This window comes from Bradyrhizobium sp. I71 (genome assembly GCF_022354745.1).
Lineage (GTDB): Bacteria > Pseudomonadota > Alphaproteobacteria > Rhizobiales > Xanthobacteraceae > Bradyrhizobium > Bradyrhizobium liaoningense.
The window spans coordinates 3,776,284-3,802,491 of the sequence record NZ_CP059398.1; the positions used below are offsets into that span (position 1 = coordinate 3,776,284).

General features: G+C 63.1%; 24 protein-coding genes and 1 pseudogene. 18 read left to right on the forward strand and 7 right to left on the reverse strand.

Features of this window, described 5'->3' with window-relative positions:
* Positions 1–4: 4 nt before the first annotated feature.
* The 4 genes from FJV43_RS18380 to FJV43_RS18395 form a co-directional block, all read right to left on the reverse strand.
* On the reverse strand, positions 5–631 hold the full coding sequence (locus tag FJV43_RS18380) for a hypothetical protein (RefSeq protein ID WP_239629117.1): 627 nt from the start codon (positions 629–631) through the stop codon (positions 5–7).
* Between the two features lie 125 nt (positions 632–756).
* Positions 757–2,124: an exonuclease domain-containing protein gene (locus FJV43_RS18385; RefSeq protein WP_239629118.1), complete on the reverse strand. Its 1,368-nt coding sequence runs from the start codon at positions 2,122–2,124 to the stop codon at positions 757–759.
* 12 nt (positions 2,125–2,136) lie between these two features.
* Positions 2,137–2,652, reverse strand: a complete 516-nt coding sequence (locus FJV43_RS18390; protein ID WP_239629119.1) for an ImmA/IrrE family metallo-endopeptidase — start codon at positions 2,650–2,652, stop codon at positions 2,137–2,139.
* Entirely contained in the window at positions 2,649–2,981 is a 333-nt protein-coding gene (locus FJV43_RS18395; RefSeq protein ID WP_239629121.1) for a helix-turn-helix transcriptional regulator, read from the reverse strand. Before FJV43_RS18395 ends, FJV43_RS18390 begins: the two co-directional genes overlap by 4 nt.
* Positions 2,982–3,155: 174 nt before the next feature.
* Here FJV43_RS18395 and FJV43_RS18400 point away from each other — a divergent pair, with 174 nt between their 5' ends.
* From FJV43_RS18400 to FJV43_RS18415, 4 genes are read left to right on the forward strand one after another with little or no spacing between them, the layout of a single operon-like run.
* Positions 3,156–3,653 (forward strand): DUF2604 domain-containing protein, encoded by a 498-nt coding sequence (locus FJV43_RS18400; protein WP_239629123.1) that lies wholly within the window; start codon positions 3,156–3,158, stop codon positions 3,651–3,653.
* Positions 3,631–4,239 carry a putative metal-binding protein gene (locus tag FJV43_RS18405; protein WP_239629125.1) on the forward strand — a complete coding sequence of 203 codons (609 nt, stop codon included), beginning with the start codon at positions 3,631–3,633 and terminating at the stop codon, positions 4,237–4,239. Before FJV43_RS18400 ends, FJV43_RS18405 begins: the two co-directional genes overlap by 23 nt.
* A complete protein-coding gene (locus tag FJV43_RS18410) occupies positions 4,236–4,724 on the forward strand; it encodes a Mov34/MPN/PAD-1 family protein (RefSeq protein ID WP_239629126.1) in 489 nt (162 codons plus the stop codon). Before FJV43_RS18405 ends, FJV43_RS18410 begins: the two co-directional genes overlap by 4 nt.
* 2 nt (positions 4,725–4,726) lie before the next feature.
* Positions 4,727–6,253 carry an E2 ligase fold family C protein gene (locus tag FJV43_RS18415; protein ID WP_239629128.1) on the forward strand — a complete coding sequence of 509 codons (1,527 nt, stop codon included), beginning with the start codon at positions 4,727–4,729 and terminating at the stop codon, positions 6,251–6,253.
* Positions 6,254–6,346: 93 nt separating this feature from the next.
* On the opposite strand, the gene FJV43_RS18420 is transcribed toward FJV43_RS18415, so the two are convergent.
* Complete coding sequence (locus FJV43_RS18420) at positions 6,347–6,676, reverse strand: helix-turn-helix domain-containing protein (RefSeq protein WP_239629129.1); 330 nt, start codon at positions 6,674–6,676, stop codon at positions 6,347–6,349.
* Positions 6,677–6,845: 169 nt separating this feature from the next.
* Here FJV43_RS18420 and FJV43_RS18425 point away from each other — a divergent pair, with 169 nt between their 5' ends.
* The 4 genes from FJV43_RS18425 to FJV43_RS18440 are packed head-to-tail and all read left to right on the forward strand — an operon-like array spanning position 6,846 to position 10,553.
* A complete protein-coding gene (locus FJV43_RS18425; RefSeq protein ID WP_239629130.1) occupies positions 6,846–7,298 on the forward strand; it encodes a hypothetical protein in 453 nt (150 codons plus the stop codon).
* Positions 7,295–8,071 (forward strand): metallophosphoesterase, encoded by a 777-nt coding sequence (locus tag FJV43_RS18430; protein WP_239629131.1) that lies wholly within the window; start codon positions 7,295–7,297, stop codon positions 8,069–8,071. Before FJV43_RS18425 ends, FJV43_RS18430 begins: the two co-directional genes overlap by 4 nt.
* 3 nt (positions 8,072–8,074) lie before the next feature.
* Entirely contained in the window at positions 8,075–9,328 is a 1,254-nt protein-coding gene (locus tag FJV43_RS18435) for a hypothetical protein (protein WP_239629132.1), read from the forward strand.
* A complete protein-coding gene (locus tag FJV43_RS18440; RefSeq protein WP_239629472.1) occupies positions 9,246–10,553 on the forward strand; it encodes an AAA family ATPase in 1,308 nt (435 codons plus the stop codon). Before FJV43_RS18435 ends, FJV43_RS18440 begins: the two co-directional genes overlap by 83 nt.
* 181 nt (positions 10,554–10,734) lie before the next feature.
* Here FJV43_RS18440 and FJV43_RS18445 read toward each other — a convergent pair whose 3' ends face one another.
* Positions 10,735–12,582 carry a DUF4396 domain-containing protein gene (locus FJV43_RS18445; protein WP_239629474.1) on the reverse strand — a complete coding sequence of 616 codons (1,848 nt, stop codon included), beginning with the start codon at positions 12,580–12,582 and terminating at the stop codon, positions 10,735–10,737.
* 154 nt (positions 12,583–12,736) lie between these two features.
* Between FJV43_RS18445 and FJV43_RS18450 the strand changes: the two genes are divergently transcribed.
* Both FJV43_RS18450 and FJV43_RS18455 read left to right on the forward strand, forming a co-directional pair.
* Positions 12,737–14,020, forward strand: coding sequence for a type II restriction endonuclease (locus tag FJV43_RS18450; RefSeq protein WP_239629475.1), 1,284 nt, complete (start codon positions 12,737–12,739; stop codon positions 14,018–14,020).
* 222 nt (positions 14,021–14,242) lie between these two features.
* The gene (locus FJV43_RS18455) at positions 14,243–14,539 is read left to right on the forward strand and encodes a hypothetical protein (RefSeq protein ID WP_239629133.1); all 297 of its coding nucleotides are present in this window, start codon (positions 14,243–14,245) and stop codon (positions 14,537–14,539) included.
* Between the two features lie 104 nt (positions 14,540–14,643).
* Here the strand turns inward: FJV43_RS18455 and FJV43_RS18460 are convergent, their stop codons facing one another.
* Positions 14,644–16,911: a heavy metal translocating P-type ATPase gene (locus tag FJV43_RS18460; protein ID WP_275973720.1), complete on the reverse strand. Its 2,268-nt coding sequence runs from the start codon at positions 16,909–16,911 to the stop codon at positions 14,644–14,646.
* 208 nt (positions 16,912–17,119) lie between these two features.
* Here FJV43_RS18460 and FJV43_RS18465 point away from each other — a divergent pair, with 208 nt between their 5' ends.
* The 8 genes and pseudogenes from FJV43_RS18465 (at position 17,120) to FJV43_RS18500 (ending at position 25,812) form a co-directional block, all read left to right on the forward strand.
* On the forward strand, positions 17,120–17,395 hold the full coding sequence (locus FJV43_RS18465; protein ID WP_061022299.1) for a metal-sensitive transcriptional regulator: 276 nt from the start codon (positions 17,120–17,122) through the stop codon (positions 17,393–17,395).
* 128 nt (positions 17,396–17,523) lie between these two features.
* Positions 17,524–17,889 carry a hypothetical protein gene (locus tag FJV43_RS18470; RefSeq protein ID WP_239629135.1) on the forward strand — a complete coding sequence of 122 codons (366 nt, stop codon included), beginning with the start codon at positions 17,524–17,526 and terminating at the stop codon, positions 17,887–17,889.
* A 104-nt stretch (positions 17,890–17,993) separates the two neighbouring features.
* Entirely contained in the window at positions 17,994–18,389 is a 396-nt protein-coding gene (locus FJV43_RS18475; RefSeq protein WP_239629136.1) for a FixH family protein, read from the forward strand.
* Between the two features lie 79 nt (positions 18,390–18,468).
* Entirely contained in the window at positions 18,469–19,902 is a 1,434-nt protein-coding gene (locus FJV43_RS18480; protein WP_239629138.1) for an efflux RND transporter periplasmic adaptor subunit, read from the forward strand.
* The gene (locus FJV43_RS18485) at positions 19,899–23,099 is read left to right on the forward strand and encodes an efflux RND transporter permease subunit (protein WP_239629140.1); all 3,201 of its coding nucleotides are present in this window, start codon (positions 19,899–19,901) and stop codon (positions 23,097–23,099) included. The genes FJV43_RS18480 and FJV43_RS18485 overlap by 4 nt, the downstream gene beginning before the upstream one ends.
* 125 nt (positions 23,100–23,224) lie before the next feature.
* Positions 23,225–24,580 carry a TolC family outer membrane protein gene (locus FJV43_RS18490; RefSeq protein WP_239629477.1) on the forward strand — a complete coding sequence of 452 codons (1,356 nt, stop codon included), beginning with the start codon at positions 23,225–23,227 and terminating at the stop codon, positions 24,578–24,580.
* 47 nt (positions 24,581–24,627) lie between these two features.
* A complete protein-coding gene (locus FJV43_RS18495; protein WP_239629142.1) occupies positions 24,628–25,185 on the forward strand; it encodes a sigma-70 family RNA polymerase sigma factor in 558 nt (185 codons plus the stop codon).
* Positions 25,182–25,812 (forward strand): annotated as a pseudogene (locus tag FJV43_RS18500) (DUF1109 domain-containing protein). Before FJV43_RS18495 ends, FJV43_RS18500 begins: the two are co-directional and overlap by 4 nt.
* Positions 25,813–26,208: the final 396 nt, after the last annotated feature.

The following is a 26,208-nucleotide window of genomic DNA, read 5'->3' on the forward strand; positions in this document are numbered from 1 at the left end:
CCGGTCACGAAGGTCGGCATACCGCAGTTGCCCGCTTTCGACCGATCGGATGTGGTCCCGCGCGCCCCTGCTCTTCACGTAGCGTGAGATCCAGCCCGCCCGCGGCAGGAACGCGACCGGGCCGACGGCAAACGGCTGGACGCCTTGATCGGTGTCGAACAGGTTGCACGGGATGTGGCGGTCCGTCGTCTGCAGGATCGTCGCGGCGAGGCGATCGAGATTCTTCCGGTAGTCGGCGACAACGGCTGAAGAAGCCTTCCGGCAGCGGATCCTGGCCCCGGGTTTGGGCGTCGGGCGGCAGGTGGGATGGACTGCTCGTCAGCGCCTCGCCGATGGCGCGAAAGGAAACCCTATCGAAGGCGCTCCGTTCGATCGTCTGGCGGAATTCGAACCTTTCGTTCCACGTCTGCGCCGTAAGCCGCTGGGCGGCGTCCACGCCGGCCTGCGTGACGTTATACCCACGACCCGCATCCGCCGGGATGGTCATCGGAATCATCGGAAACCGATTCTGCGACAACCAGTCCTCGAAAGGCATGGCAGCGGTCTTCAGGACATCGTCAACGATGGTTTCGATCAGGCTCTCCGCCGAGTCCTTCGGCGCGGCAGTCTTCAATTTGTCGGACCTGGCCAATGTCGCTCTCCCTCAAACGCGGTAGAACGCAGATAGGCGCCGCAAATAGGTCGTCTCGCTAAGGATTCGCGAGAGACGCATAGACGGGTCGCGGCGGCCGTCCGACCCGCGGGTGCAGGGCCGGCCTACCGCAGATCCCAAAACCCCCTTTTGAGAGCGCCGCTCAAGTCTCCTGAAATGGATTCGATCTCGGAAAGCGCGCGTTGGATCGTCGTCCAAGGTGCGGCTGCGTATCTGCCATCGCCGCGCCGGCGCGCGCCGATGTCATCTTCGATGACGCGACGGGCCGCCTCCTGAAACAGGTGGGGGCTCTCGAAGTACATCAATCGGCGCGACAGGCGCCTCAAACGCCCGTCGGCGAAGCGGGGGATGAGTTTCGCTCTGGCCTCCCACGGAAGCGTATGGAATAGCCGGCACAGTTCGGTGTCTGCGTCGGAGAAGAAGTTGCCGCCGTAGATCTGCTCCTCCACGTGCTCCGAGGGCGGATAACTCGGCTCGAGCGACGCGGCCGCGCGCGTCAGCGCCTCCATGAAGTCGGGATCGGCACGAACCGAATCGGATCGTCGCGAGCACTCGTCCTCGGTCAGATCGACGAAGTGAACGCCGTCTATGTCCCACAATGGATAGAGCAGCGGCGAGGCGTTCACCTTCAGCCGCCGGATCGGCCGCGGCTCTTGCGGCATCCTGGTCGCGAGTTCCCTCTCGTCGAGCCTGCGCAGAGCGTCTATGTCGCATGCAAGATCCAGGCAGTAATGCACATTCGCGTCTTTCGGGCTGATGCCGACCCTGGTCAGGAAGTGCATCACTTGCGGGCGGCCAAAGTAGTCGAAATAAGCGAACGCTGCCTCGTCCCGAACAAAGTCGAGCACCGCCGCTTTCGCCGAGAAGCGCAGAAAAGTGGACCAGAGGTCGGGCGCGCCGGCGCGCACCAGCCTGCAAAGACCGATCATGGCATCAACGTCGGCCGCCGCCTCATGTACCGCCCGCGACACGATGCCGTTTGCCGCGGCGAGGGCGCCAAGACGGTGGGTAGGGCGCCCGTCCGGCTCAAGTCCGGCATGCACCACCGATGGATGCAGAGTCGTCGCGGCCCGCATCAGATTGAGCACATCGGCGCGGGCATTGCCGTTGGTGTTGGTCAGGAAGACCGGATGCAGGCACTGATAGAATGCTTGCCTCAGGAATTCCTCGTCGAAGCGGATAGAATTGTACCCGAGGAACGCCGCCGGGCACCACGAAGCGAGCGTGTTCGCAACTTCGCAGATCATGGAATAGTGTGACTGTCTCGACGGTGCGTTCACGTCGTCGAGGGTATGCCCGGTGACGTGCAGCGCCTGAGGCGAGGGTACGATGTGAGGCATCAGGCGCGACTTCGTCTCGAATCTGTGGGTCTCGACGAGGTCCGCGTCGGTCCTGACGGCTGCAAATTGGAGGATCTGATCGAAGCGCTTGTGAAGCCCGGAGGTTTCCAGGTCGTACAGGATGAAGGCCACGATAGACTTGGCCTATAGGCGTCCAAGTCTGAACTGCAATGCAGCGAGACTGACGCGGAAGCGGCTCGCTATGCTGATCAGATAGTCGTCATCCTGAATGTCGCGAGACGACTCCGAAAGCATATTTCGGACGAGCCGTTCCGGCATGAGCAGTTCCGACGCGAACGCGTTGGCTTGCATTTCGAGCCGGTCAATCCCCTCGGCGGATACCGAGTCGCGCGGCAGGAAGTTCCGGCCCTTGTCGATCAGTACAGTGGCGTCGAGCTTCGATCGATGCAGCACCACGTGCGCCAGTTCGTGTGCGATGGTGAAGCGCTGTCGGTTTGGATGATGGTTTGAATTGACACCGATAACGGGCTTGCCGTCACGGACAAACGCCATACCCGAGAGTTCGTCGTCGAAGGGCGTGTACTCCACTCGCGCCCCCAATGCCTTCGCGAGCTTCTCGACCGGGACTGGGGGCGCCTTCAATCCCAGTTTGTTGACCAGGGCACGTGCGCTCTCTCTTGCTTCCTCCAGGTCGTTCATTTCCGGCCCCCGCCCGTTCTTCTCACATATTGTTCTATCTGAGCCCGCTGCGTCTCGTTCACGTCGCTGCCCTCGATTGCCAGCGGACCGCTCGTCTGCTCGAACGAGTATTTGCTCGGCACGAGATCAGTGATCGATCCGACCTCAAGCGCGCTCGCGAGACGGTAGATCTGATGAAGCATGACTTTTTGGCGCCCGCGCTCGATGTTTGCCAGCGAGGCTCTCGTAAGACCGATCCGATCGGCGACTTCCGACTGCCTAAGGCGCAGCTCCTTGCGCCGCGCCGCGAGACCCGCGCCCACGATCCTATACAGATCCAAATCAGCCATGCGGGAAGAGAATCGCAATTCGATTCCTGCGTCAACGATGCAAACAAAAAGGTGCTTAATACAAACATTACAAATATTTCATGTTTTAATACTCAAGCCTGCCCAGAATCGAGGTAAGGTTCTGACCTAGTTTGGGGGTGACCGATTCCGGCGCCCAGGCAGAAGGGATCGATCATGCACGATCACGGGAACAAGGACGCCGACCGGCTGGAGCGCGACGCCGGACAGCTAGAGGAGACCGCCCACAAGATCGAGGAGCACGCCCACGACCTGGAGCGTCGTGCGCACGAACTCGAGGAAGTAGCCCGCCGCGAGCGGAACGACCACGACCACGGCCACAACCACGACAATGGTGACGGGCACGGCGGGCACCATGATGACGACGATCACGGTCATCACCACGGCCATGTCGTCAAGATCACCATGGTGGTCAACGGCCAGCCCGTGACCATCAAGGCGACCGAACAGGAAAAGCTCACCGAGGTCCGGCAGCGCGCCCTGACCGAGACCGAGAACGTGGCGCAGCCGCCGGAGAACTGGGAGATCAAGGACGAGGCGGGCGCGGTGCTCGATCCCGACAAGCGCGTCGGCGACTACCACTTCGGCAAGGAGGTCACGCTCTTCCTCAGCCTCAAGGCGGGAGCCGCGGGTGCCGACGCCGCAGGTCGTTGATCCGGCGGTCTCGCGCGCCAAGTTCGATCGCGAGATCGCGGCATACCGGAAGATGGAGGCCGCCTACCGCAGGCGGGGGTGGCTTCTTCTCGACGCCGCATTTCCCGAGGTCTGCATCGCCTTCGGGATCCCGAAGCTGCGTCCCTTTCCGATTGTCGCGGCGGTCGTGATCGACTTCACCGACTACGACCTGCGGCCCTTGTCGGTCCGCTTCGTGGACCCGTTCACCCGCGAGCCCTTGATCGCGCGCAACCTCCACTTCACCATGTGGCGGCGTCAGAGCATGCCGGACGAGGCGTTCGCAGCGATGCTTCAGCAAGGTACCGTGCCGGTCGCCAATATCGTGCAGTTCAACGGTCCGGACGACTATCCCTTCATATGCCTGCCGGGCGTGCGCGAATATCACGACAATCCAGCCCATACCGGTGATTCATGGCTTCTGCATCGCGCTTCTGGCGAAGGCTCCTTGGCGTTCATCCTGGACAAGATCTGGATCTACGGCGTCGAGCCGCTGTCGACGTTCCAGATCCAGGTGCAGGCCACGACGCTCGCGCTGGGAGCCAATCCGCAGGCGTTCCGGGAATGATGCGGCTTGCCGATGTCCGCTCGGTCCAAGTACCGCGCCGCTGCGCCGACACCGTCCACGCCCACATGCGCAAAGTCGGCCACGACGGCTTCGAAGGACTCGGGTTGTGGGCCGGGCGCCAGTCCGGCGACATCTTCACGGTGGAGGAGGCCATCATCCCGGCCCAGAAGCACATACGTACCGAGGACGGCGTCTGCGTCATCACCGGCGCCGAGGAACTGCATCGTTTGAACGTCTGGCTCTACCGCAAGGGCCTGTCGCTGATCGCACAGATCCATAGCCACCCCGGCCGGGCCTATCATTCCGACACCGACGACCGCTATGCGGTCGCGACCACCGTCGGCTGCTTTTCGCTGGTCATGCCCGATTTCGCACGCGGTCCTTTCCAGATCGAGCGCCTCGCCTCCTATCGGCTGGACGCATCCGGCGCCTGGCGAGCCATCGGCGCGTCGCAGGCCGCCCGCATGATTGCGATCGTGGAGTAGCCATGGCCTTCGCCAACTTCTTCGGCCGGAGCGCCACGGCCGCCTCGCAGGTGCTCGCAAACTTCCAGCTGGAAGATTTCAAGGCCCGTTTGTCGGCGCACGTCGTCGCGTTGTCCTTCGATGATGCCGCGGTCAACTCTGCGGAAGGTCGCGCCAGCCTCGATCTTGCGGTGAGACTGCTCGCGCGCCTCAATCCTGCGCTCGCCGCCCATCCGGTGGGATCCACAGCAGGCGAATATGCCGCTCGTCTCGGCGAACTCGCCCGCAGCATCAACGACGAGATCGAACTGCAGGACGGGCTCGCCAACGCCGACATCGTCGTCAATGTCGGCGCGACGGCGGTGGCTGCCGCCGACGTGATCAACATCGGTTCCGACGGATGGCGCGCGCTGCTGTCGCGCCAGCGTCCCGTCGGCTCTGGCTCGACGGCGAATCCGTTCGGCGCCGGCGCAGCCGCATGCTTCGGAGCCGCCAACGTTTTCAGGAGGATGTTCGCTGACCAACTTCCCCGCGGCGATCCCGACGATCTGATCGATCTGTCACTGTCGACCTATCTTCAGGGCGCCGGGGCCGGATCGGAGCTGCCGGAACGATGCGACTTGGGCGATGCCTATCTCGTCGGCCTCGGCGCAATCGGCAACGGCGCCGTCTGGGCATTGTCGCGCGTTCCAGGCCTCGCCGGCGTTCTGCATCTCGTCGATCACGAGAACGCCGACCTTTCGAACCTGCAGCGTTATGTCCTGACCACGCAGGACGACATCGGCCGCAGCAAAGTGAAACTCGCTCGAACGATGTTCACCCAGGATGGGCTCAAGGTCCGGGCGCATCCGAAGCGGTGGGTCGACTACGTCCACGGTCGTAGCAAGTGGACCTTCGAACGGGTCGCGGTTGCGCTCGACACCGCCGAAGACCGCATCGCGCTCCAAGCGTCGCTGCCCAAATGGATCGTGAATGCCTGGACCCAGGACGTCGATCTAGGTGTCTCCCGGCACAATTTCGCCGACGGTGGTGCATGCCTCGCCTGCCTCTACCTGCCGACCGGCGCGGTTAAGAACGAACATGAAAGAGTGGCGGAGGAGCTGAGGATTCCTGACGCTCATATGGAAATCCGCAACCTGTTGCAGACGGATAACCCGGTGTCAGAGCCGTTCGTCCGCCGCGTCGCCACCGCGTTCGGCGTTCCGTTCGAGGAGCTTGAAATGTTCGTCGGCCAGCCGGTACGGACCTTCTATCGGAAGGCTGTCTGCGGCGGGCTTATGGTCAATCTGACCGGCGGCACCAGCGCGGGCACCGCCGTCGTGCCCATGGCGTTCCAGTCGGCGCTCGCCGGCATCATGCTCGCGGCCGATCTCGTCAAGCACGCCATCGGAATGCCGACCGCGCCAACCACGGCCACGCGGGTCAATCTTCTGCGACCGCTGGCGCCGGTCCTGGCTGATCCGCGGGCAAAGGATCCTAGCGGCCGCTGCATTTGCGACGACCGCGACTTCCTCGAGGCATACCGGCGCAAATACGCCGCTCGGAAGTGAGCCCCGGCGGCCGCGCTCGATGCCAGCGGGAAGGACAACGTGACGGCGATCGATATCGGTCCAAGGTCGATCCGCGCTTGGTCGCCCGCGGGGCTAGGATTTTGGCTTCGGTTTAGGGGTGTAGGCCCGCTTCAGCTTTACTCCTTCTCCGCTCCGCAGGCTCGCGAACGTGAACTCCACGCCATATTCTTCTTCGAAATGCTTTTGCAGATTTCTTAGTATTTCCAGTCGCTTAGGATGAGCCGGTGGCGAGTCGTCGGCCTCGATTAACGAAATCGTCTTCCGAGAAATTCCCGACGACTCGGCGAGTCCGACCTGGTCCATATGAAGTAGGGCTCTGGCGGCCCGAATGAGTGAAGGGGTGAGGATCTCGGCCATCGCAACGATCGGTTCGAGCGCCTGATGTTGCGCTTCGTCTGACATTGCACGGGATGGCCTAATCTGTCGTTAACCAAATCTCCGGCTTCCGTAGCTTTATGCTACCATTTCCGCGCGCGGCGTGCTATGTGACTTATCACATCAACGAACGCGCGCCGTTCGCCGGGCCATGGAGGCCGGCCGGAACGTCGCCGAAAGGCTTGAAGGATCAGTCATGCGTCGCGACGACGACAGCGGCACCGCCGGCGAGAGCGATACCGAGCGCGCCCTAAACTATTGGCGCACGCTGTCGGCGCTGGACTTCGGGCAAGCCGAGATCGCGGAGGTCGAAACCTGCGTCGGATCGATCTCTTCGACGGTCAAGGATTGGCGAGACGCGGTCCACGGCGACGCGGCGGCGGCGATACGACTGGTGCTGGCCCAAAAACCGCCGGAGCGCATCACGCTGAAGGTCGATCTCGCGATGACCGTGCTGTTGTGCCGCGCGTTCGACAATGCGGCGGCGGCGCTTACGCTCTCCCTCAGGCTGAGGTCGATGCCGCTGGACCGATCTCACCGCAATCGGCTCGCGACCTCTTGGCTCGTCAGGAATTTATGCCTTGCGCGCGATTATTCCGCATCCCGGCCGCCGCGGGCCCGCCAGATGCGGGGAGGGCGCAAGTCGTGATCCTGCAGCCTTTTTCGGACGCTCACTCGGACTGCGCAGGCTTCGGCGGTTTTCCGCGTCTAATAGAGGGCGTCGACGCCATCGTGGTCGCGGGCGATACCTGCCAAGGACTCGCCGCCTCGCTCACCGAACTGCGCGCCGCCTATCCGCATCCCGTCGAGATCCTGATGGTCGCCGGCAACCACGAGTTCTGGGGATCTGTGTGGTCGCGCGAGGTCGACGAGGGACGTCGCGTTGCCGAGAAATTGGGCATCCGTTTCATGGAGGACCAGGCGGTCACGCTGGGACGTCTGCGCGTGCTGGGATGCACACTTTGGACGAGCTACGACGCCTACGGCGAGTCCTTGAGGCCCGCCGCGATGCGGAGCGCGCGCGAAGAGATGCGCGACCACAAGCGCATCAAGTGGAGCAGCGATCCGTGGATGAGGTTTCGGCCGGAAGAAGCGCGCATGCTGCACATGCGCTCGCGCGCGTTCATGGAAGAAGAGCTTTCGAAACCGCATGATGGTCCTACCTTGGTGATCACGCACGCGGCGGTCTCGATCGAATGCGTCCAGCCGAGCAAGCAAAAGAGCATCGTATCGGCAGCATATTTCTCGGAAATGCTGCCGCTAATCGACCGCCATCAACCGGACCTCTGGGTCTTCGGCCACACTCACCACCGTACGGACTTTCGTCGCGGCAAGACGCGAATCCTGTCGAATCCTATCGGCTACGCGGACGAGCGTACCGGTTTCGATCCGATGCTGACCATCGCGGTCGACGGAGACTAGCGAATGATTAGTCCGCCGCGTCGCGCCGCCACCGCGCCAAACCGAAAGCGCCGAGCCGCTTCCAAATCGGAATCCGCGATCGACGATACCGGAGCGTATCCGACTCCCCGGAAGCGCACGCTGCCGCATGCGAGCCCTTCGTCCGGGTCGACGGCCCCTGCTGCCCGCCTCGGGAGCCTTGAGCGGAAGGCGTACAAAGAAGACTGGTGGGAGTCGTCGCGCTTTCGGCGCGGCGTCCGTGCGGCCGAAGCCGAACGCGACCAAACCGAACGGTCGACGGCGCAGGTCCCCGTCAAAACGGCGGTAATCGAACGCAACGCCAGCACGGGGAAGGGGAAGACTGGCGGCGGCTTCGGCGCTCTGAGACTGGCGGCACAGCGAAGCGCCTTCGAGGAAGGCGACGACGCCGATCGCGCCGAAACCGTTGCCGCCGGCGAACGGCGGCAGTTTCCCGTATATCCGGTCACGCCGGCCAGGGTCGCCGCGAGGCTTATCCTCGCCCGTTTGGTCGATGCGCGGCCCGAGTTGAAGGAAATTCTCCGAAGCCGCTCGCCAGTGGTGGCGATCGATGTTCCAGATCCCGAGATGCTCGACCGCGTGCTTGACACCTGGCAGCGCACCATCCTCGACGACCTCACGCGCGTGCACAAGGTGAACAACAACGTCGGCAAGCGGCGAGACAGCGATCTGCTTCTCATCGTCGCCAAGGAGCCGAGCAAGGGAAAAGCGGAGTTCGAGCGCGAGCGGGAGGCGCTCGCGGCGGTTTCCTTGGCGCTGCCGATCGCCATCTCGCCGGCGGCCGAGACCCACCTGCCGAAGAGCCTGAAGGCGAACCCGACGCGGATCGCCTTTCCGCCTATCGACGCGACCACGATCGCGCGCTGCATCCGGATCGTGACTGGGCGGACGCGCAAGGATTATCTGGACGAAAATTCGTCCGCGCTCATGACCGCGAGCGATTTGATCGTCGCGATCCGCTTCGATCGCACGCCCGCCGAGTGCATGCATGAACTGCGCCGGCACGTCAGCGAAGCAAAATCGCAAGTCCGGTCGCGACATCGCCATGGACGATCTGCATGGCATGGACGAGGCAGTCATGTGGGCACGCGAGCTGAGGGTGGATCTCGACGCCTGGCGCCGAGGAGACCTATCCTGGTCATCTCTGAGTGCTGGTGTGTGTTTCGTCGGGCCCCCCGGCACCGGCAAGACCCTCTTCGCGCAGACGCTCAGTACTTTCCTGTCGAGCGGATCATATAGCGTTCCGCTGATCGAATGTTCGCTGTCGCAGTGGCAGGGTGCAGATGAAGCGCATCGCGGCCATTTGTTGCGCGCTATGCGCCGAGACTTTGAGCAGGCCCGCGCAAAAGCGCCGAGCCTCCTCTTCATAGACGAGATCGATAGCTTCGCCGACCGATCAAAAGTCAAACACGCGCATGCGGACTATGTCGTTGAGGTCGTCAACGGCCTGCTTGCGCAGCTCGACGGCGTCGCATCTCGCGAAGGAATCGTTTGCGTCGGGGCTTCCAACGACATCGGCCGCTGCGATCCGGCGATTCTCAGGCCAGGGCGTCTCGGCAAGATCATCCGCATAAGCCTTCCGACCGAACGGGAATTGGAGCGCATGTTCCGGGTACGTCTGAGGGGGCTGCTTGAGAAGACGGACCTGTCGGAAATCTGTATGCTGGCCCTCGGCTCGACAGGCGCGGAGGTCGAGCGGATCACGAATGATGCGCTAAGGTCCGCCCGTCACGGCGGCGGCGACCTCGCTCTTTCCGATCTACGTGCGGTTATCGTCGGAAACGACGACCGCGCCGCCGTCGATCTGGAGATTGCCGCGATCCATGAGGCCGGTCATCTGGTTTCCGAGATCGAACTATTCGGAAACGAAGCCGACGTCCACGCGAATATCGCCGCGGTCGGAATCAGAGGAGGATGCACGACCCGAACGAAAGCGCCGCCCTTCTCCGGCACTTATTACGACTACGCACGTCGTCTTCAGGTGCTTCTCGCAGGCCGTACGGCCGAGGAGCTTCTACTTTCCGCAGCTTCCCCATGGTGCGGGCGGGCGACAAGGCTCCGATCTGCAGGTCGCAGCCTCGATGGCAGCGGGAATGTGTGCATCCTTGGGCATCGCCGGAAAGTCCAAGCTGCTCTACCTCGGCGACGTCGGCCGCACCGACGAACTTCTTTCGTACCCCGAAGTCAGGGAGGCGGCGAACCGCGAACTTGCGAAGGCGGAGAAAGCCGTGCGAGCCTTACTATTGCAGCGCAAACCGGCGCTGCGGGCGATCGCGCCCAAGCTGTTGAAGGACAAACGCCTAGATGGATCGACGGCCGGGGCCATAATTCGAAAGACCGTGGCCGCCAAGAAAGGACGAAGGGCTTGACCGGTCCCGCGGATGAACGCGAGGCGTTCGCTGCTCGCGATTTAACACGTCGGCATTATGTCGAGCGTGCCCGGATCGGTACAAAATCCGCCTGAACGAGCCAGGACCGTTGGATTGAAAGCAGCCAGCCTTTCTGCATGACCCACCGATGCCTACGCCAGGTCCTTTCTCGATCCAAACGTGGGCGGAAATTGACCACGTTGTATTCCACGATCGCGTCCAGTGCGCGTTTGCCATGCAAGCCACGGACGCCGCGGCAACCACGCTTCCTCGCGATCACTGAACGTTCAAGACCAGCATCAAGCCGCCGCCGCCGTCCTGCTCGACGTTGTTGTTCGCCGTGTGGTGGGGAATATGACAGTGCACCAGCCACTTGCCGGCTTTGCGGGCGGTCCAAATCACGTCGTACCTTTGGCCGGGGCCCACGTTGACGGTGTCGGCTTGGTACCGAGCGCTTTCGGAAAGCGTGATGCCGTCCACCGCGACCACCTGAAATGGTCCGCCGTGCACGTGCATCGGATGGACGAAGTTGTTGTTGGTCCCGATGAATCTCAGCTTTATCGTCTGACCGATTTTCATCGGAACGCTGTCGGTGGCCGGATAGGCCTTCCCGTTGATCGTGAAGTAGTTGGGCAGTTCGCCCTCCATCAGCATCGCGGGATAAGTGAGCCGCTCCCGCTTCAGCCATTCCTGTAGCTGTATCGCATACTCGTGATCCGCCTTGACCTCAGCCGACGGATCCTTCGGTTGGATGATGAGGGCGCCGTACAGGCCGAGCGCCTGTTGCCTATCGGGGTGGTCGTGGCTGTGATAGAAATAGGTCCCGTGCTGCCCGACCGTGTATTCGTAGCTGTAGGAGCCGCCGGGCGGAATCGGTGCCTGCGTGACCTTCGCCGGGCCGTCCATCTCGTTCGGGAGGATCAGTCCGTGCCAATGCACGGTCGTGCTTTCGGGAAGAGTGTTGCGTACGTTGATTCTCACATGGTCGCCTTCGGTCAATTCCAGCCGGGGGCCGGGTATCTGCCGATTGTAGGCATAGGCCTGCATGGTTACGTCGGGTAGGATGTTCCAGCGGATCACCGACGCTTCGATGTCAAACACCTTGACGCCGTTTTCCAGCCGTGGCTGCAGCGCCTGGTCGCCGCGCGCCGTGTTCGGAGCTTCGTAACCGACCTGTCGCGGCTTCACCGCGGCCATTTCCCGCATGGCGGCCGCCGGCAGCTCGAAGGTGTTGATCATGCCCGGCGGCATGATCGCACCGTCCACGTCGCGCGCACTGAGGCTCAGGTTCACGTGGAAGCCCGGCCAGACCATGCCGGTCACGAGGAGAAATCCCGTGACCCCCGCCAACGCGGCGAGTTGCGGGGCCGTCGCCTCGCTCTTCATTCCACTCCCGCCATGCTCGCCTTGTTGTCGGCCGCCTCCATCGTGCCCGCCGGATCGTTTCGTGCTTGCCGAGCGCCTCTCCGTCATGAGCCCGTGCTTGACGCCGGCTCCCGCCATCCAGACGTTAAACGGATATGCTGTCGCAAACCCGACGATGACGCCGAGCGACATCACACCCCAGAACACCAGTTCGAGAGGGTCCATGGCCCGCATGTCGCGTCCCATCATCAGGAGGCTCATCGTCGGAGCCATGCCCGCCATCATGGAATTCATGCTGATGAATTCCGGCATGAAGCTCATCTTCACGTTCTGCCAGTACGAGCCGCCCATCATCTTCTTCATGAACAGCGACTGGAATATGAAGAGGCCGAACGAGAATCCGGCGAGATATTCCACGATGAGATCGATCCACATCGGCAACCCAAGCAGCGCGGTCGTGGCTGCGGCCAGGATGATGCCGGTGGCGTCGCCGGCCACGCAGTGGATGGTGCTGCCTACTCCCTGCTTCCAGAGAGGAGAGGTAAATCGTTCGTGCTCTCCTGGCCGCGGCTCCTTGTCGGCAAGAACATAGAGCAGCAGCCCGAAAGGCCCCATGTAGAGCGTGACGAGGACGAACGCCCACTTCATCACCGTGGGCTCGGGGTTTCCCGCAAACTGATCGTAGGCTACATAGGCCGCCGAGCTCAGCGCGATGGCGAACCAGGCGAGCAGGAAATAATCGTATGGGAAGGCAATCACAGCTGCTCCGACGGATCGTTTGTCACGCAACCGTTGCGCGGTGTCATTGTTCCTGTCCTGATGCCGCTCCGGCAAAGCAGAAACGGCTACCGCCAACTGTAATATTCGCGACCGGCGGACGTCGCAGCGCGTGTCGACTTGCGGCACGGTGTTGATGTCAAAGGGGGCAGAATTGACCGATCTGCTGCGCGTGTTGATCGAACGGTGGCGCGAGGACCCGGGATCGACCTATCGCACATGGTTCTTGTGGGACGAGCGGCTCAAGAATTTTCGCTCCATTCGACGCGGGATCGAGCAGGTCGTCGAGGAGATCGAGGCGAGCACGTTCGGCAACGTCTACAAGGGTTCTTCCCTGGAAACGATCGTCGGGTCGATCGCGGAGCAGAGGCAGATATTCAAAGGGGCCGACCACGCCTTCCTGTGGAAGCCGAAGCTCCGGATACCGGACATCTACGAAAACTCCGGCAATCAGCGGGCGTTCGGCAGACTTCTCCATCACTGCTCCTGCTGCAGCACCGAGCAGGAGCTTGTGGACGGAATCGAGACGATCGATCGCCTGGCGATCAAGGGTCTCGGACCTGCGGTCGCCAATCTCCTGTACTTTTTGCACCCGACCTTGATGCCACCGTTCAATACGGCCATCGTAAACGGCTTCAACGCGGTCACCGGCTCGAAGGTGAAGCTGGGTCGTTGGGATCAGTACCTCGCCATGCGTCGGGGAATCCTGGAGCTGAACCGGAGCTACCGCGATCTCCTGTCCAACGACCTCGGCGCAATCGCAGGATTTCTTTTCGATGTCGGTACCGGACGCTTTACCGCGCCTCCCGCGGGCACCAGCGATTCCGCCAAGGACGCATGGTTGTCCGAGCTGTCGAAGGCCAGGGAATCCGCAAAGCGCCTCGAGGCGCCGATCGCCGTCGCGCGCGAGAACGACCTCACCCACACGGAGGTTCAAGCCTGGCTCCGGGACTTAGGCCTGGCCCTCGGTTACCGAGTCTGGATCGCCGCCAACGATCGAGGACGGCCTTACAATGGTGCGACGTTGGCCGCCGGGTGCATAGATCGTCTTCCGCCGTCGGTCGAGGAAGCTGCCGGCGCGGAGTCGATCCGGCTGATCGACGTTCTCTGGATCGATGCCGCGAGCCGTGTGACGGCGGCCTTCGAGGTCGAGCATACGACCTCCATCTATTCCGGCATCGTTCGCATGCTAGACCTCGCGTTGAGCAGCGACCTGCATGCGACGGGCGGGCTGTTTCTGGTGGCTCCCGACGGCAGAGAGAATGAAGTACGCAACCAGCTTCGTCGGCCCGCATTCAGTCGCGTGGCGGACCTCCAGGTCCGATTCTTGCCTTACGGTGAATTGGAGCGCAACAAGGATGCAATTGCCCGTTTCGGGACGGGAATGAAGGGCATCGAGGCGATCGCCCGCCTGCTCTGAACGGCGCGGACGTAAGGCATCCCGGCGTCCGGCGCGGCTGGTACCAACGCAACGGATTCTCGTATCAGCGAGGACGTCCTGAGCTTCGGGCGGTCCGTCGCGAACGGCGACAGCCGCGCCGATCGGAAGGTTCGCCGCGTTGCAGCAGCAAGAAGCCGTGCGGGTGCTTGGGAACCTCCGACGGCGGGCCAGCTTAGTAACGATGTTTGGAGAGAACAGCAGATGTCGTCAGAGCGATCCGGGCCCGACATTCGCGATTTCGAGCTGCCTGCAGCCGGTTACGCGGTCCTCGTGACCTGGCCCGAAGTCCGCGACGGGAAGCACGCACAGGAAGTCTGGTACGTGCACCTCGGCGACCAGCTCGAGGCTGTGAAAGCCGTTCAGGCAGCATGCGGAGCGCTCAACGACGCCAAGGTCGAGCTTCTTGGAAGCCTTTCGGAGTCCAGGTTGCTCGCGCATGGCGTCCCCGATGGAAACGCGAAGCGGGCTGCCGATTCCTCGATCACGTCGTCGCCTTGACGCGAATTCCGATGGCCAGCGACGATGGCCGGCGATTCGCGCGCGACAGCCGTCTTGGGCGGAGGTACCGGATTCGGACGAATGTACTCGCGCATGCTCGGACGTCAGACCCGCACTGTTCGTAGCCGCAGCGCGTTGCCGACCACGCTGACGGACGACAGCGCCATTGCGGCCGCGGCGACGATCGGCGACAACAACAAGCCGAAGGTCGGGTAGAGCAGCCCGGCGGCGATCGGAATGCCGGCCGCGTTGTAGGCGAAGGCAAAGAACAAGTTCTGGCGGATGTTACGCATCGTTGCGCGCGACAGTCGCCGCGCCCGTACGATACCCGTGAGATCCCCCTTGAGTAGCGTCACACCGGCACTCTCCATCGCCACGTCCGTTCCGGTCCCCATCGCGATACCGACTTCGGCGGCCGCCAACGCCGGCGCGTCATTGACACCATCGCCGGCCATCGCGACTATTCGACCTTGCTCGTGTAGCTTCGCGACGACCGCACTCTTCTGGTCGGGCAGAACCTCGGCTTCGACGTCCGCGATACCGAGCCTCCGAGCGACCGCCCGGGCCGTCGTACGGTTGTCGCCCGTTAGCATGATCACCCTGACCCCTTCGGCGGCGAGTTCGCGCAGCGCCTCGGGCGTGGACTGCTTCACCGGGTCGGCGATGGCCAAGATGCCGACGAGCGTGCCGTCGACCGCCATGTTGATGACGGTCGCGCCTTCGCCCCGCTGACGTTCGGCTTCGGATTCGAGGGAGGACGTATCGACGCCTTCCGAGCTCAGGAACCTCGCGTTTCCGAGGAGCACCTTCTTGCCCTCGACGGTTCCGAGCGCGCCCTTGCCGACCGGCGAGTCGAAGTCCTGCACGTCGGTAGTCGGTAGATCGCGCTCTCTGGCTGCATTAACGATCGCATCCGCCAATGGATGCTCGCTGGCGCGCTCGACGCTGGCGGCGAGCCGAAGCACGTCCGACTCCGAGTACCCGTTCGTCGGGATCACCGCGACGACCTTGGGCTTGCCCTCTGTCAGCGTGCCGGTCTTGTCGACAACGAGCGTGTCGATTCTCTCCATGCGCTCCAGCGCCTCTGCGTTCTTGATGAGCACGCCCGCATGTGCTCCGCGTCCGACGCCCACCATGATCGACATCGGTGTCGCGAGGCCGAGCGCGCACGGGCAGGCGATGATGAGAACGCTCACCGCCGCCACCAGCCCGAAAGCGAAGCGCGGCTCGGGCCCGTAGACGGCCCAGGCGGCGAAGGCTGCGACCGCGACCACGATGACCGCGGGAACGAACCAGCCAGCGACCTGGTCGGCCAGGCGCTGGATGGGAGCGCGGGACCGCTGCGCCTGCGCGACCATTTGCACGATCTGGGACAGCATCGTGTCGCTACCGACCTTCTCAGCACGCATGACGAACCCGCTGGACCGGTTCAGGGTGCCTGCGATGACCTTGCTGCCGACCTCCTTGCTGACCGGCATGGACTCTCCCGTCACCATCGACTCGTCGAGCGACGAGCGACCCTCGACGATCTCGCCGTCCACGGGTACTTTTTCGCCGGGTCGGACGCGCAGGCGGTCTTGCGGCTGCAGCACCGCGATCTGCACCTCCTCGTCGGCCCCGTCCGCACGGATGCGTCGAGCGGTTTTCGGCGCGAGATCCAGCAGTGCCTTGATCGCCCCGGAGGTCGCCTCGCGCGCGCGCAATTCGAGCACCTGCCCCAGAAGCACCAGGACCGTGATGACGGCGGCCGCCTCGAAGTAGACCGCGACCGCGCCGGCGTGGCCGCGGAAAGTGGAAGGAAACGCGGCTGGCAGAACCGTCGCGACGACGCTGTAGACCCAGGCGACGCCGGTACCCATCGCGATCAGGGTGAACATGTTCAGATTGCGCGTCAGCACCGACTGCCAACCGCGGACGAAGAACGGCCAGCCGGCCCACAAGACGACCGGCGTCGCGAGAACGAACTGGATCCAGTTGGAGAACGACTGGTCGATCCAACGGTGCGCTCCGACCAGGTGAGCGCCCATCTCGAGGATCACCACCGGAACGGAAAGCGCCAGACCCACCCAGAATCGGCGGGTCATATCGATCAGCTCGGGATTCGGTCCCGCGTCCGTCGTTGCGACTTCCGGTTCGAGCGCCATGCCGCAGATCGGACAATTGCCGGGCCCGACCTGCCGGATCTGCGGATGCATCGGACAGGTGTAGACCGTACCTTCCGGCACGTCGGTTCGGGCTTCATGCCCCACCTTGCCATGAACGTATCTTGCCGGCTCCTCGGCGAATTTCGTCCTGCAACGATCGGAGCAAAAATAGAAGGTTCTTCCGCCGTGCTCGACCTTATGAGAGGCCGTCGCCGGATCCACGGCCATTCCGCAGACGGGATCGACCGCGGCACCGTGCGCGGGGCCATGGTCATGGTGAACAGGGCGCTCGCGCGAGGTGGAGTGAGAGTGTTCGCAGCAGTTTCCGCGAGCTTTTTCGGAATTTGGGGCATCCTTAGACATTATGTGCTCCATCTCTTCTCTTGTCTCTTGCGGATCTCTTGCGGAAAGTACCCTAGGGGGGTATATACGGCCCATGAGGACCGACATCAAGGCTTCCTGTCAGAAACGCCTGAACCGCATCGAAGGCCAAGTTCGCGGACTCGCGAAGATGGTGGACGAGGACCGGTACTGCATCGACATCGTCACGCAGATTTCGGCGGTCAGAGCCGCGCTCCGCCGCGTCGAGGAAGAAATCCTCAAGGATCACGTGGCCCATTGCGTGGAACACGCCATTCGTAGCGGGGATAAGGCCGACCAGCGGCGCAAGATCGCGGAACTGATGGAAGTCGTCGGGCGGGCGGACAGGTGATGAAGGCGGTCACGAATGCTTGACGAGGATCAAAGACGCCGCTCGGAGCAGGATTATGTTATGGAAGGAAACCGCTACCGCGCCGGACCGGTGCGGTAAGCGGGACAAGTATAGGTAGACAAAGCGCGATGCGGCTCGTCCGTACCATTCTGGCATTCGCGATCGCCGCCTCCTTGGCGTTGCTGCCGGTCGGCGCGTCCGCGGCCGGGTTCGGCGTGATGGCCGACGATGCGCAGTCCGGAATGCAGATGGGCACCTCGGCCGACATGTCGATGGACTGTTGCCCGGACGACATGAACGGCGCCCCCTTTCACGCCGCCGGCCATAACTGCAGCATGGGTTTCTGCTGCGCGGGCGGATTTGTCGCGCTGGGCGACGTCCGAAGCATCGGCTTCCGCTTCGTGCCCGCAGCCGAGAGCAAAGTCGCCATCCCTGCGGACCAGTTCGTCCCCCTGAGCGGAGCGAGCCCTCCCTTCCGACCTCCTCGGGTCTGATCTCACCCGGTTCGACGCGCGTAGCACGTGCCCGCGCGCGATGACGACTGCCGTGTGTGCTCCTTCGGAGCCGCGGTCGAGACAGACCCATCGAGGAGAAAATCATGACTTCCAAATTCAGCAGTGCTGCCGCACTGACCGTCGTCGTCACTCTCGTCGCCACGGCTGCGTCGGCGGGCGCAGGCGACTACGTGTTCGAGCCCGTCAATGCGGAGATGAAGAAGGGCGACGACGTCACCGTCGCGGTCCGCTTGACCAACAAGACGACCGGGAAACCGGTCTCCGACGCCGTGATCTTCAGGACGCGCGTGGACATGGCGCCCGACGGAATGGCCGAAATGGAATCCCCGGTGGCTCCGCTGCCGTCCAGGGAGTCCGGCGTGTACGCCTTCAAGACGGATCTTCCGATGGCGGGACGCTATCAGGTCACGCTCTCCGCAAAGGTCCAGGGCGAGTCTGAGACCATCAACGGCAAGGTCATCGTCAAGGCCAACAAGTGAGCCTGCGGGCGTTCCCAGGGAACGCCCAGCATTCTCGAACCCATATATGCGCGCCGCAGGGCGCGCCCTGGTGCACACCATGAACACCTCGCGCTTGCTTACAATCATCGCGCTCGGCGCCGGAATCGGACTGACCGGATACTGGTCGGTGGAACGATCTTTCTGGCCCGCTCACGCCCGCTTGACCGACGCTGCCGCGGCCGCGGACAAGACACCGCTGTACTATCGTGACCCCGCTGGGGCCCCCTTCTGGTCGGCCGTTCCGAAAAAGGATCAGCAGGGACGCGATTACCTGCCGGTCTACGATGAGGACGAGCCCTCGACCGAGCCCGCAAAGCCGAAGCGGCAACAAGCAGACTCCTCCCGCAGGATCCTGTACTACCGCAATCCGATGGGCCTGCCGGACACTTCGTCGGTCCCCAAGAAGGACCCGATGGGGATGGACTACGTTCCCGTCTACGAAGGGGACGATCAGGACGACGGGTCGGTCAAGCTCTCGCCCGGCAAAATCCAGCGGACGGGCGTGAAGTCCGAGCCCGCCGAGCGCCGTCCGATCCGGATGCTGGTCAAGTCGCCCGGTACGATCCAACTGGATGAACGCCGCGTCTCGGTCATCGCAATGCGCGCCGAAAGCTTCGTGCAAAAGGTCGCCGACGTGACCACCGGCACGCGCGTGAAGGCAGGCCAGCCGCTGATGCAGATCTACAGTTCGGCCGTGGCGTCCGCCGCCGCGGAGTATCTCTCGACGATCACTTCCAAGACCACCGGCGGGATTGAGGCCTACGGCCGCGGCTCGCGGCAGCGGCTGATCAATCTCGACGTTCCCGAACAGGTTATAGCGGACATGGAGAAGTCCCACGTCGCGCCCGTCACCGTGCAATGGTCAGCGCCGCGCGACGGCATCGTGCTTGAACGCAACGCCGTCGAAGGGATGAGAGCCAATCCGGGCGACGTACTGTTTCGGATCGCCGACATTTCGGTGGTCTGGGCCCTGGTCGACGTCGCCGAACGCGATCTCGGCAACATCGCGGTGGGTCAGCCGGTCACGGTTCGCGCCCGCAGCTATCCGACCCGCAACTTCAGCGGCAGGATCGCCGTCGTCTATCCGCAGGTGAACCGCGAAACGCGGACGGCACGCGTTCGAATCGAACTCGCCAACCCGGAAGCGGCGCTGCTGCCGGACATGTACGTCGATGCGGACATCGACACCGCGGACTCCGCATCCGTATTGGCGGTATCCGACAGTTCGGTGCTCGACACCGGCAGCCGGCAGGCCGTTCTGGTCGACAAGGGCGGAGGACGCTACGAGCCGCGCGAAGTCAAGCTGGGCCGGCGGGGCGGCGGTTACATCGAGGTCCGGGAGGGCCTTGCGGTCGGCGAGGCGGTGGTCACCGCGGCCAACTTCCTGATCGATGCCGAAAGCAACCTGAAGGCGGCGCTCAAAGGCTTCGCGGAGGCTGCGCCCAATCCTTCCGACACCGGCGCCGCCCACTCGACGGGAGAGCACAAATGATCGCTCGCATCATCGCCTGGTCCGCACGCAATCTACTGCTGGTGCTGTTCGGCACCGGTTTTGCGGCCGCCGCTGGCCTCTACGCACTAGTGCATCTGCCGCTCGATGCGATTCCGGATCTCTCCGACACGCAGGTCATCGTCTACACGGAATATCCCGGCCAGGCGCCGCAGGTGATCGAGGACCAAGTTACATATCCCCTGACGACGGCCATGCTGACCGTGCCGAAATCCAAGGTGGTGCGCGGATTCTCGTTCTTCGGCGTGTCCTTCGTGTACGTGATCTTCGAGGACGGAACCGACATCTACTGGGCCCGCTCGCGCGTCATGGAATTCCTGAATAGCGCGACGTCCAGGTTGCCGGCGGGCGTCACGCCGAGCATCGGGCCGGATGCCACGGGCGTCGGCTGGGTCTACCAATACGCCGTCATCTCGAAGGAATTGAATCTGGCGGACACGCGCACGATCCAGGACTGGAATCTGAGATTCGCGCTCGCCAAGGCCGAAGGAGTGGCCGAGGTCGCGAGCATTGGCGGTTTCGTCAAACAGTACAACGTGGTCCTTGACCCGCAGCGCATGCGCGACCGCGGAATCAGCATGCAGAAGATCCGGGACGCCATCCGCGCATCGAACGCGGACGTCGGCGGCCGGACGGTCGAACTCGCGGAGTTCGAGTACGTGATCCGGGGCAAGGGCTACATCAAGAGCATCAACGATCTCGGCAACATCGTACTGAAGACGAACAACGGGACGCCCGTGTTGCTGCGTGACGTCGCGCGAGTCGAGCTCGGCCCGGACGAAAGACGGGGTATCGCCGAATTGAACGGCGAGGGGGAGGTCGCAAGCGGCATCGTGCTGCAGCGCTTTGGCGTCAATGCGCTCAACGTCATCGAGAACGTCAAGAAGCGATTCAATGAGATTGCGAGCAGTCTGCCGAAATCGGTCGAGATCGTCCCGGTCTACGACCGCTCCAACCTGATCTACGCCGCCATCGACACGCTGAAGCAAACGCTTCTCGAGGAGAGCATCGTCGTGGCGCTCGTCTGCATCGTCTTCCTGCTGCACGTGCGCAGCGCGCTGGTCGCGATCCTGATGCTGCCAGTGGGCGTGCTGATGGCGTTCGGAGCCATGAAACTGCTGGGGCTCGGGTCGAACATCATGAGCCTCGGCGGTATTGCGATTGCGATCGGCGCCATGGTGGATGCCGCCATCGTCATGATCGAGAACGCGCACAAGCACCTGGAGCGGGCGAAGCCGGGACAGTCGCGCGTTCAAATCCTGATCGAGGCGGCCTCCGAGGTGGGCCCCGCATTGTTCTTCAGCCTCTTGATCATCACCGTTTCGTTCATGCCGATCTTCACGCTGGAATCGCAGGAGGGGCGGCTGTTCAGCCCGCTGGCATACACGAAGACCTTCGCGATGGCAGCCGCAGCTCTGCTTTCGGTGACGTTGGTCCCGGCGCTGATGGTGGTCTTCGTGCGCGGGAAGATCGTTCCCGAACACAAGAATTTCATTAATCGCTTCCTGATCTGGGTATATCGCCCCGTCATCAAGGGGGTGCTGCGCGCAAAGACCCTAGTCATCCTCGCCTCCGTGGCGGTCCTCGCGGTCACGATCTGGCCGGCCCGACAGCTTGGAACCGAGTTCATGCCGACGCTGAACGAGGGCACGCTGCTCTATATGCCCACGACCCTGCCCGGCATCTCGGTGACCAAGGCGGCGGAACTGATGCAGATGCAGGATCGCATTATCAAATCCTTCCCGGAGGTCGCTTCCGTCTACGGCAAGGCGGGGCGGGCCGCGACCGCCACCGATCCGGCCCCGACCGAAATGTTCGAAACGGTCGTCAACCTCAAGCCGAAAGAGCAATGGCGTCCCGGAATGACGATCGACACTTTGATCGCGGAGATGGACAAGGCGCTGCAATTTCCGGGCGTCTCCAATGCCTGGACCATGCCGATCAAGGCACGCATCGACATGCTGTCGACAGGCATTCGCACGCCGATCGGCGTCAAGGTCATGGGCACGGATCTCGTGGAGATCGATCGGTTGGCAAAGCAGATCGAACGGGTCATCAAGACAGTCCCCGGTACATCATCGGCTTATGCCGAGCGGGGCATCGGCGGGTACTATCTCGAGATCGCTCCGGACCGGGAGGCGCTCGCCCGTTACGGGGTCCTGATCCAGGATGTCCAAGACACCATCGCGGCCGCATTGGGAGGTCAGACGGTCACCACGACCGTCGAGGGCCGGCAGCGGTTCACGGTGAACATGCGCTACCCGCGCGATCTCCGTGACAATCCCAAGGCCATCACAAGCGACATTTTGGTGCCGATGCCGGCCGGCGGGGCCGTTCCGCTTGGCGAAGTGGCGAAGGTAGAACCCACCCGCGGGCCGACTTCGATCCGTACGGAGAACGGACAGCTCGCGACCTACATCTATGTCGACATCCGGGACAGGGACATCGGGAGCTACGTCGCCGACGCACAGCGAGCGGTCAGCGAGAGCATACAGTTTCCGGCGGGTTACTATGTCGTCTGGAGCGGCCAATACGAGTATCTGCAGCGTGCCGCTGCGCGTCTGAAGATCGTGGTACCGGTCACGCTCACGATCATCTTCCTGCTGCTCTACTTGAACTTCAGGTCGATCACAGAAACCTTGATCGTCATGCTCTCGCTGCCCTTCGCGCTGGTCGGCGGCCTCTGGATGATGTGGTGGCTCGGCTTCAACATGTCGGTCGCCGTCGCGGTAGGGTTCATCGCGCTCGCCGGCGTCGCCGCCGAGACCGGCGTGGTGATGCTGATCTATCTCGACCACGCGTTGGCGGAAACGAGCGAGCGGATAAAGGCGGAAGGTCGCGCGCTGACGCGAAGCGATCTTTACGACGCCATCATGGAAGGCGCCGTCGAGCGAGTCCGGCCCAAGATGATGACGGTGGTCGCCATCATGGCCGGCCTTCTGCCCATCATGTGGAGTTCGGGTACCGGATCCGAAATCATGCAGCGCATCGCCGTGCCGATGATCGGCGGAATGGTCTCGTCCACGCTGCTGACGCTCATCGTCATTCCAGCGATCTTTGGACTGATCAAGGGCTTCCGGTTGCCTTCAACGTCCGATCGAGGCGACCGCGATCCACAGCCTCCCGCACATGAAGAAGCGCCTGCAAAGAGGCCGCGCATTATGGAGCCGGCCCAATGAGCCGGAAGAGGGCCAGCCGTGAGCACATCCGTGTGCGACGCTTCGCGAAGGACGAGGAAGAGATGGCTAAGTACAGATCGAGAGTCGATGCTTCGGGTTCGATCGTCGGGAGGTGGGCCGGACCCATGTTCGGGTCGGTGTTGTTGCTTCACGGCGGAGCGCCCGCCAGGGCGGAGACCCTCGTGGAAGCCATGGTGAAGGCCTATCAGTCAAATCCGCAGCTGAACGCGGCACGGGCGCGCCAACGGGCGACCGACGAAAACGTGCCGCAGGCGTTGTCGGGCTATCGCCCGCAGATCGTGGCAAGCCTGAGCGCCGGCCTGCAGCAGGTTCGCAACCTGTTGCCGGACAACGTCGTCCAGACGGTCACGCTAAAGCCGTGGACCGTTGGGCTCACGGTGACCCAGACGCTGTTCAACGGCTTCAAGACCGCCAACAATGTCCGGGTGGCGGAGGCACAGGTAAGGTCCGGCCGCGAAGCCCTGCGCAACGTAGGGCAGGGGATCCTGCTCGATGCCGTCACCGTGTACATGAACGTACTTGCCAACGGAGCGCTGGTCGACGCGCAGCGCGCCAATATCGCCTTCCTGCGGCAGACGCTCTCCAACACTCGCAGTCGTCTCAATGCCGGCGACGTCACGCCCACCGACGCGGCCCAGGCCGAAGCGCGCCTGAACCGCGGCCTTGCCGACCTCAACGCCGCAGAAGTGGCCCTTGCCGTGAGCAAGGCGACCTACACCCAAGTGGTGGGCGAGCCTACCGCGCAGCTCGTGGCGGCAACGCCGGTGGACCGGTTCTCGCCGCCTACTCTTGCGGATGCGACGAATGTGGCGCGTCAAGAGAACCCGGCCGTCCTTGCCGCGCAGTTCGATGTGGATGTCGCCCAATCTTCGGTCGCAGTGGCGGAAAGCGGGCTGCTTCCGACCGTGTCCGTGCAGGCCAGCGTCAGCCGCGCCGTGCAGAATGATCCTACCCTCGCCACTTCCCGCATGGATCAGGCTTCGGTTTTGGGCCAGGTCGGCGTTCCCCTCTACGATGCAGCCATCGCGGCCGCCCAGACCCGCCAGGCCAAGGAGGTCACTTCGCAAAGCCGGCTGGTCCTAGAGCAGGTGCGCAATCAGACGCGCACTGCGGCAACCGGCGCTTGGGTCGCCAATGAGGGTGCAAAAGTCGCGGTCACTGCCTCGGAATCCGAGGTGCGTGCCGCGAACGTGGCGCTATTGGGGGTGCAGCGGGAGGCGCAGGCAGGACAGCGCGCCACAGTCGACGTACTCAACGCCCTGCAGGATCTGACCAATGCCCGCGCTCGCCTCATCCTCGCTCAGCGCGACCGCGTGATCGCATCCTACACGCTCCTCAACGCCGTAGGGCGCCTCGACGTGAAGACGCTCGGGTTGAACACGCCCGACTATCTGCCAGAGGTTCACTACCACCAAGTTCGGGATGCCTGGCATGGTTTGCGGACGCCTGCAGGACAATGAATTCGTCGAGATATTCCCTGATCGAGAAGGTAGTCGGGACCGCGAACATGACGACCTCGGAGGCGGATCTGAAGAAGCTCATGCTCGCAAGCCTGGACGGCGATGCGGCTTCGCATCGGGCATTGCTTGAAGCGCTGAGCAGGCGCCTACGTGCGTACTACAAGAGGAAGCTCGCAGGCACTGGCCGTAGCGCGTCGGAGGCCGAAGACCTGGTTCAGGAAGCGGTCTTGGCCATTCACATCAAGAGACATACCTACGACGCCTCGGACCTGCTGACACCATGGGTCCATGCGATCGCGCGCCACAAATTGATCGACTTTCTGCGTCGGACCCGCACGTCGTTGGCCGATGTGCCTCTGGACGAGGCTGACGAGGCCATGGCATCGGACGATCATGTCGGTGCGGAGAGTTCCTACGACGTCGGGCGGCTCTTGCGACGGCTGCCGCCAAACGTCAAATGTTCCATGGAAGCCGTGAAACTCGACGGGTTGAGCATCGCCGAAGCGGCGCAGCGGTGCGGACTTTCGGAATCCGGGATTAAGGTGAATATTCACCGCGGGCTAAAAACCCTGGCCGCGCTGATTGCCCGGGAAGCGAGATCATGAAGACGGATGATTTGATCGCGGCACTCAGTGCCCACGTCGAGCCGGTCGATCGCCGATCGGTAGGTCGGACAGTGGGCCTCGCCCTTGCGGCCGCAACGGTTCTGACGTTGGGCGGCATATTGGTCGGCCTGGGTACCCGGTCCGATCTGACGACCGGTCACGCCGTCGTTTCCGTGCTCGTTCGCGGTCGGAATCGTCGTGTTGGCATCGGCCTACCTGATGCGACTGGCGCGGCCGGGCGGAGAACGTAGGTCCTCTTCGGGGTGGGCCGTCCTCCCATTCGCAGGCATCTTGTTGCTTGCCGCAATCAGCCTTGGGCTGGCGCCCATTACGCATTGGGCCAAGATGGTCATGGGTGACGAGTGGCTAGAGTGCACTATCTCGATCCCGATCATCGCGATCGTACCTTTCACCTTCGTTATCGCGGCGGTGCGAACGGCGGCGCCGACCAATCTCGTCCGGACAGGTGCCTTTGCGGGACTTGTTTCGGGCGGCATCAGCGCCACGGGTTACGCGCTTCATTGCACCGACGATTCCTTGCCATTTGTCGCAATCTGGTACGGCGGGACGATTGTGCTCTGCACCCCGGCAGGGGCGATGCTGGGCCCCAGGTTGCTGCGTTGGTAGCGAGACCGAACCGTTTTCACGTCGGCGTGAGCCCTGTAACCGAACGGCGATTTCTTCCGAACTCATCGATGAGAGGGCCTCAAATCCTTCCTTCGAGTGAGCAGGAGCCGGGTCATGTTCAAGCAGACCTTCAGAACTATGTTGCTGGTGCTGCCGTTGGTTGCAGTGTCGGCGAGTGCCTTTGCAGGGGCCACGATTTCGGATCGGCGGTATTGGCCAAACGAGGCCAGGCGGGGCGCGCAAGGGATGTCGAACCCACAAGGTGACTGGAGCTCTGCGTTCGGCTCGGTTCCCGCGACACCGGGCCACTACTTCGCGCCACCTGTTGATTCGAGCAGGCGGGTTTGGAGATATCAGGGAGGCCCGAAGTCCTCGATGATACAGAACTAGACCAAT

Excerpts from the sequence above, each read along its gene's own strand:
- FJV43_RS18390 (WP_239629119.1), bottom strand. The coding sequence starts at position 2,652 with ATGAACGACCTGGAGGAAGCAAGAGAGAGCGCACGTGCCCTGGTCAAC.
- FJV43_RS18395 (WP_239629121.1), bottom strand. The coding sequence starts at position 2,981 with ATGGCTGATTTGGATCTGTATAGGATCGTGGGCGCGGGTCTCGCGGCG.
- FJV43_RS18400 (WP_239629123.1), top strand. The coding sequence starts at position 3,156 with ATGCACGATCACGGGAACAAGGACGCCGACCGGCTGGAGCGCGACGCC.
- FJV43_RS18410 (WP_239629126.1), top strand. The coding sequence starts at position 4,236 with ATGATGCGGCTTGCCGATGTCCGCTCGGTCCAAGTACCGCGCCGCTGC.
- FJV43_RS18415 (WP_239629128.1), top strand. The coding sequence starts at position 4,727 with ATGGCCTTCGCCAACTTCTTCGGCCGGAGCGCCACGGCCGCCTCGCAG.
- FJV43_RS18420 (WP_239629129.1), bottom strand. The coding sequence starts at position 6,676 with ATGTCAGACGAAGCGCAACATCAGGCGCTCGAACCGATCGTTGCGATG.
- FJV43_RS18425 (WP_239629130.1), top strand. The coding sequence starts at position 6,846 with ATGCGTCGCGACGACGACAGCGGCACCGCCGGCGAGAGCGATACCGAG.
- FJV43_RS18435 (WP_239629132.1), top strand. The coding sequence starts at position 8,075 with ATGATTAGTCCGCCGCGTCGCGCCGCCACCGCGCCAAACCGAAAGCGC.
- FJV43_RS18450 (WP_239629475.1), top strand. The coding sequence starts at position 12,737 with ATGTCAAAGGGGGCAGAATTGACCGATCTGCTGCGCGTGTTGATCGAA.
- FJV43_RS18455 (WP_239629133.1), top strand. The coding sequence starts at position 14,243 with ATGTCGTCAGAGCGATCCGGGCCCGACATTCGCGATTTCGAGCTGCCT.
- FJV43_RS18460 (WP_275973720.1), bottom strand. The coding sequence starts at position 16,911 with ATGGCCGTGGATCCGGCGACGGCCTCTCATAAGGTCGAGCACGGCGGA.
- FJV43_RS18465 (WP_061022299.1), top strand. The coding sequence starts at position 17,120 with ATGAGGACCGACATCAAGGCTTCCTGTCAGAAACGCCTGAACCGCATC.
- FJV43_RS18470 (WP_239629135.1), top strand. The coding sequence starts at position 17,524 with ATGCGGCTCGTCCGTACCATTCTGGCATTCGCGATCGCCGCCTCCTTG.
- FJV43_RS18475 (WP_239629136.1), top strand. The coding sequence starts at position 17,994 with ATGACTTCCAAATTCAGCAGTGCTGCCGCACTGACCGTCGTCGTCACT.
- FJV43_RS18480 (WP_239629138.1), top strand. The coding sequence starts at position 18,469 with ATGAACACCTCGCGCTTGCTTACAATCATCGCGCTCGGCGCCGGAATC.
- FJV43_RS18485 (WP_239629140.1), top strand. The coding sequence starts at position 19,899 with ATGATCGCTCGCATCATCGCCTGGTCCGCACGCAATCTACTGCTGGTG.
- FJV43_RS18490 (WP_239629477.1), top strand. The coding sequence starts at position 23,225 with ATGTTCGGGTCGGTGTTGTTGCTTCACGGCGGAGCGCCCGCCAGGGCG.
- FJV43_RS18495 (WP_239629142.1), top strand. The coding sequence starts at position 24,628 with ATGACGACCTCGGAGGCGGATCTGAAGAAGCTCATGCTCGCAAGCCTG.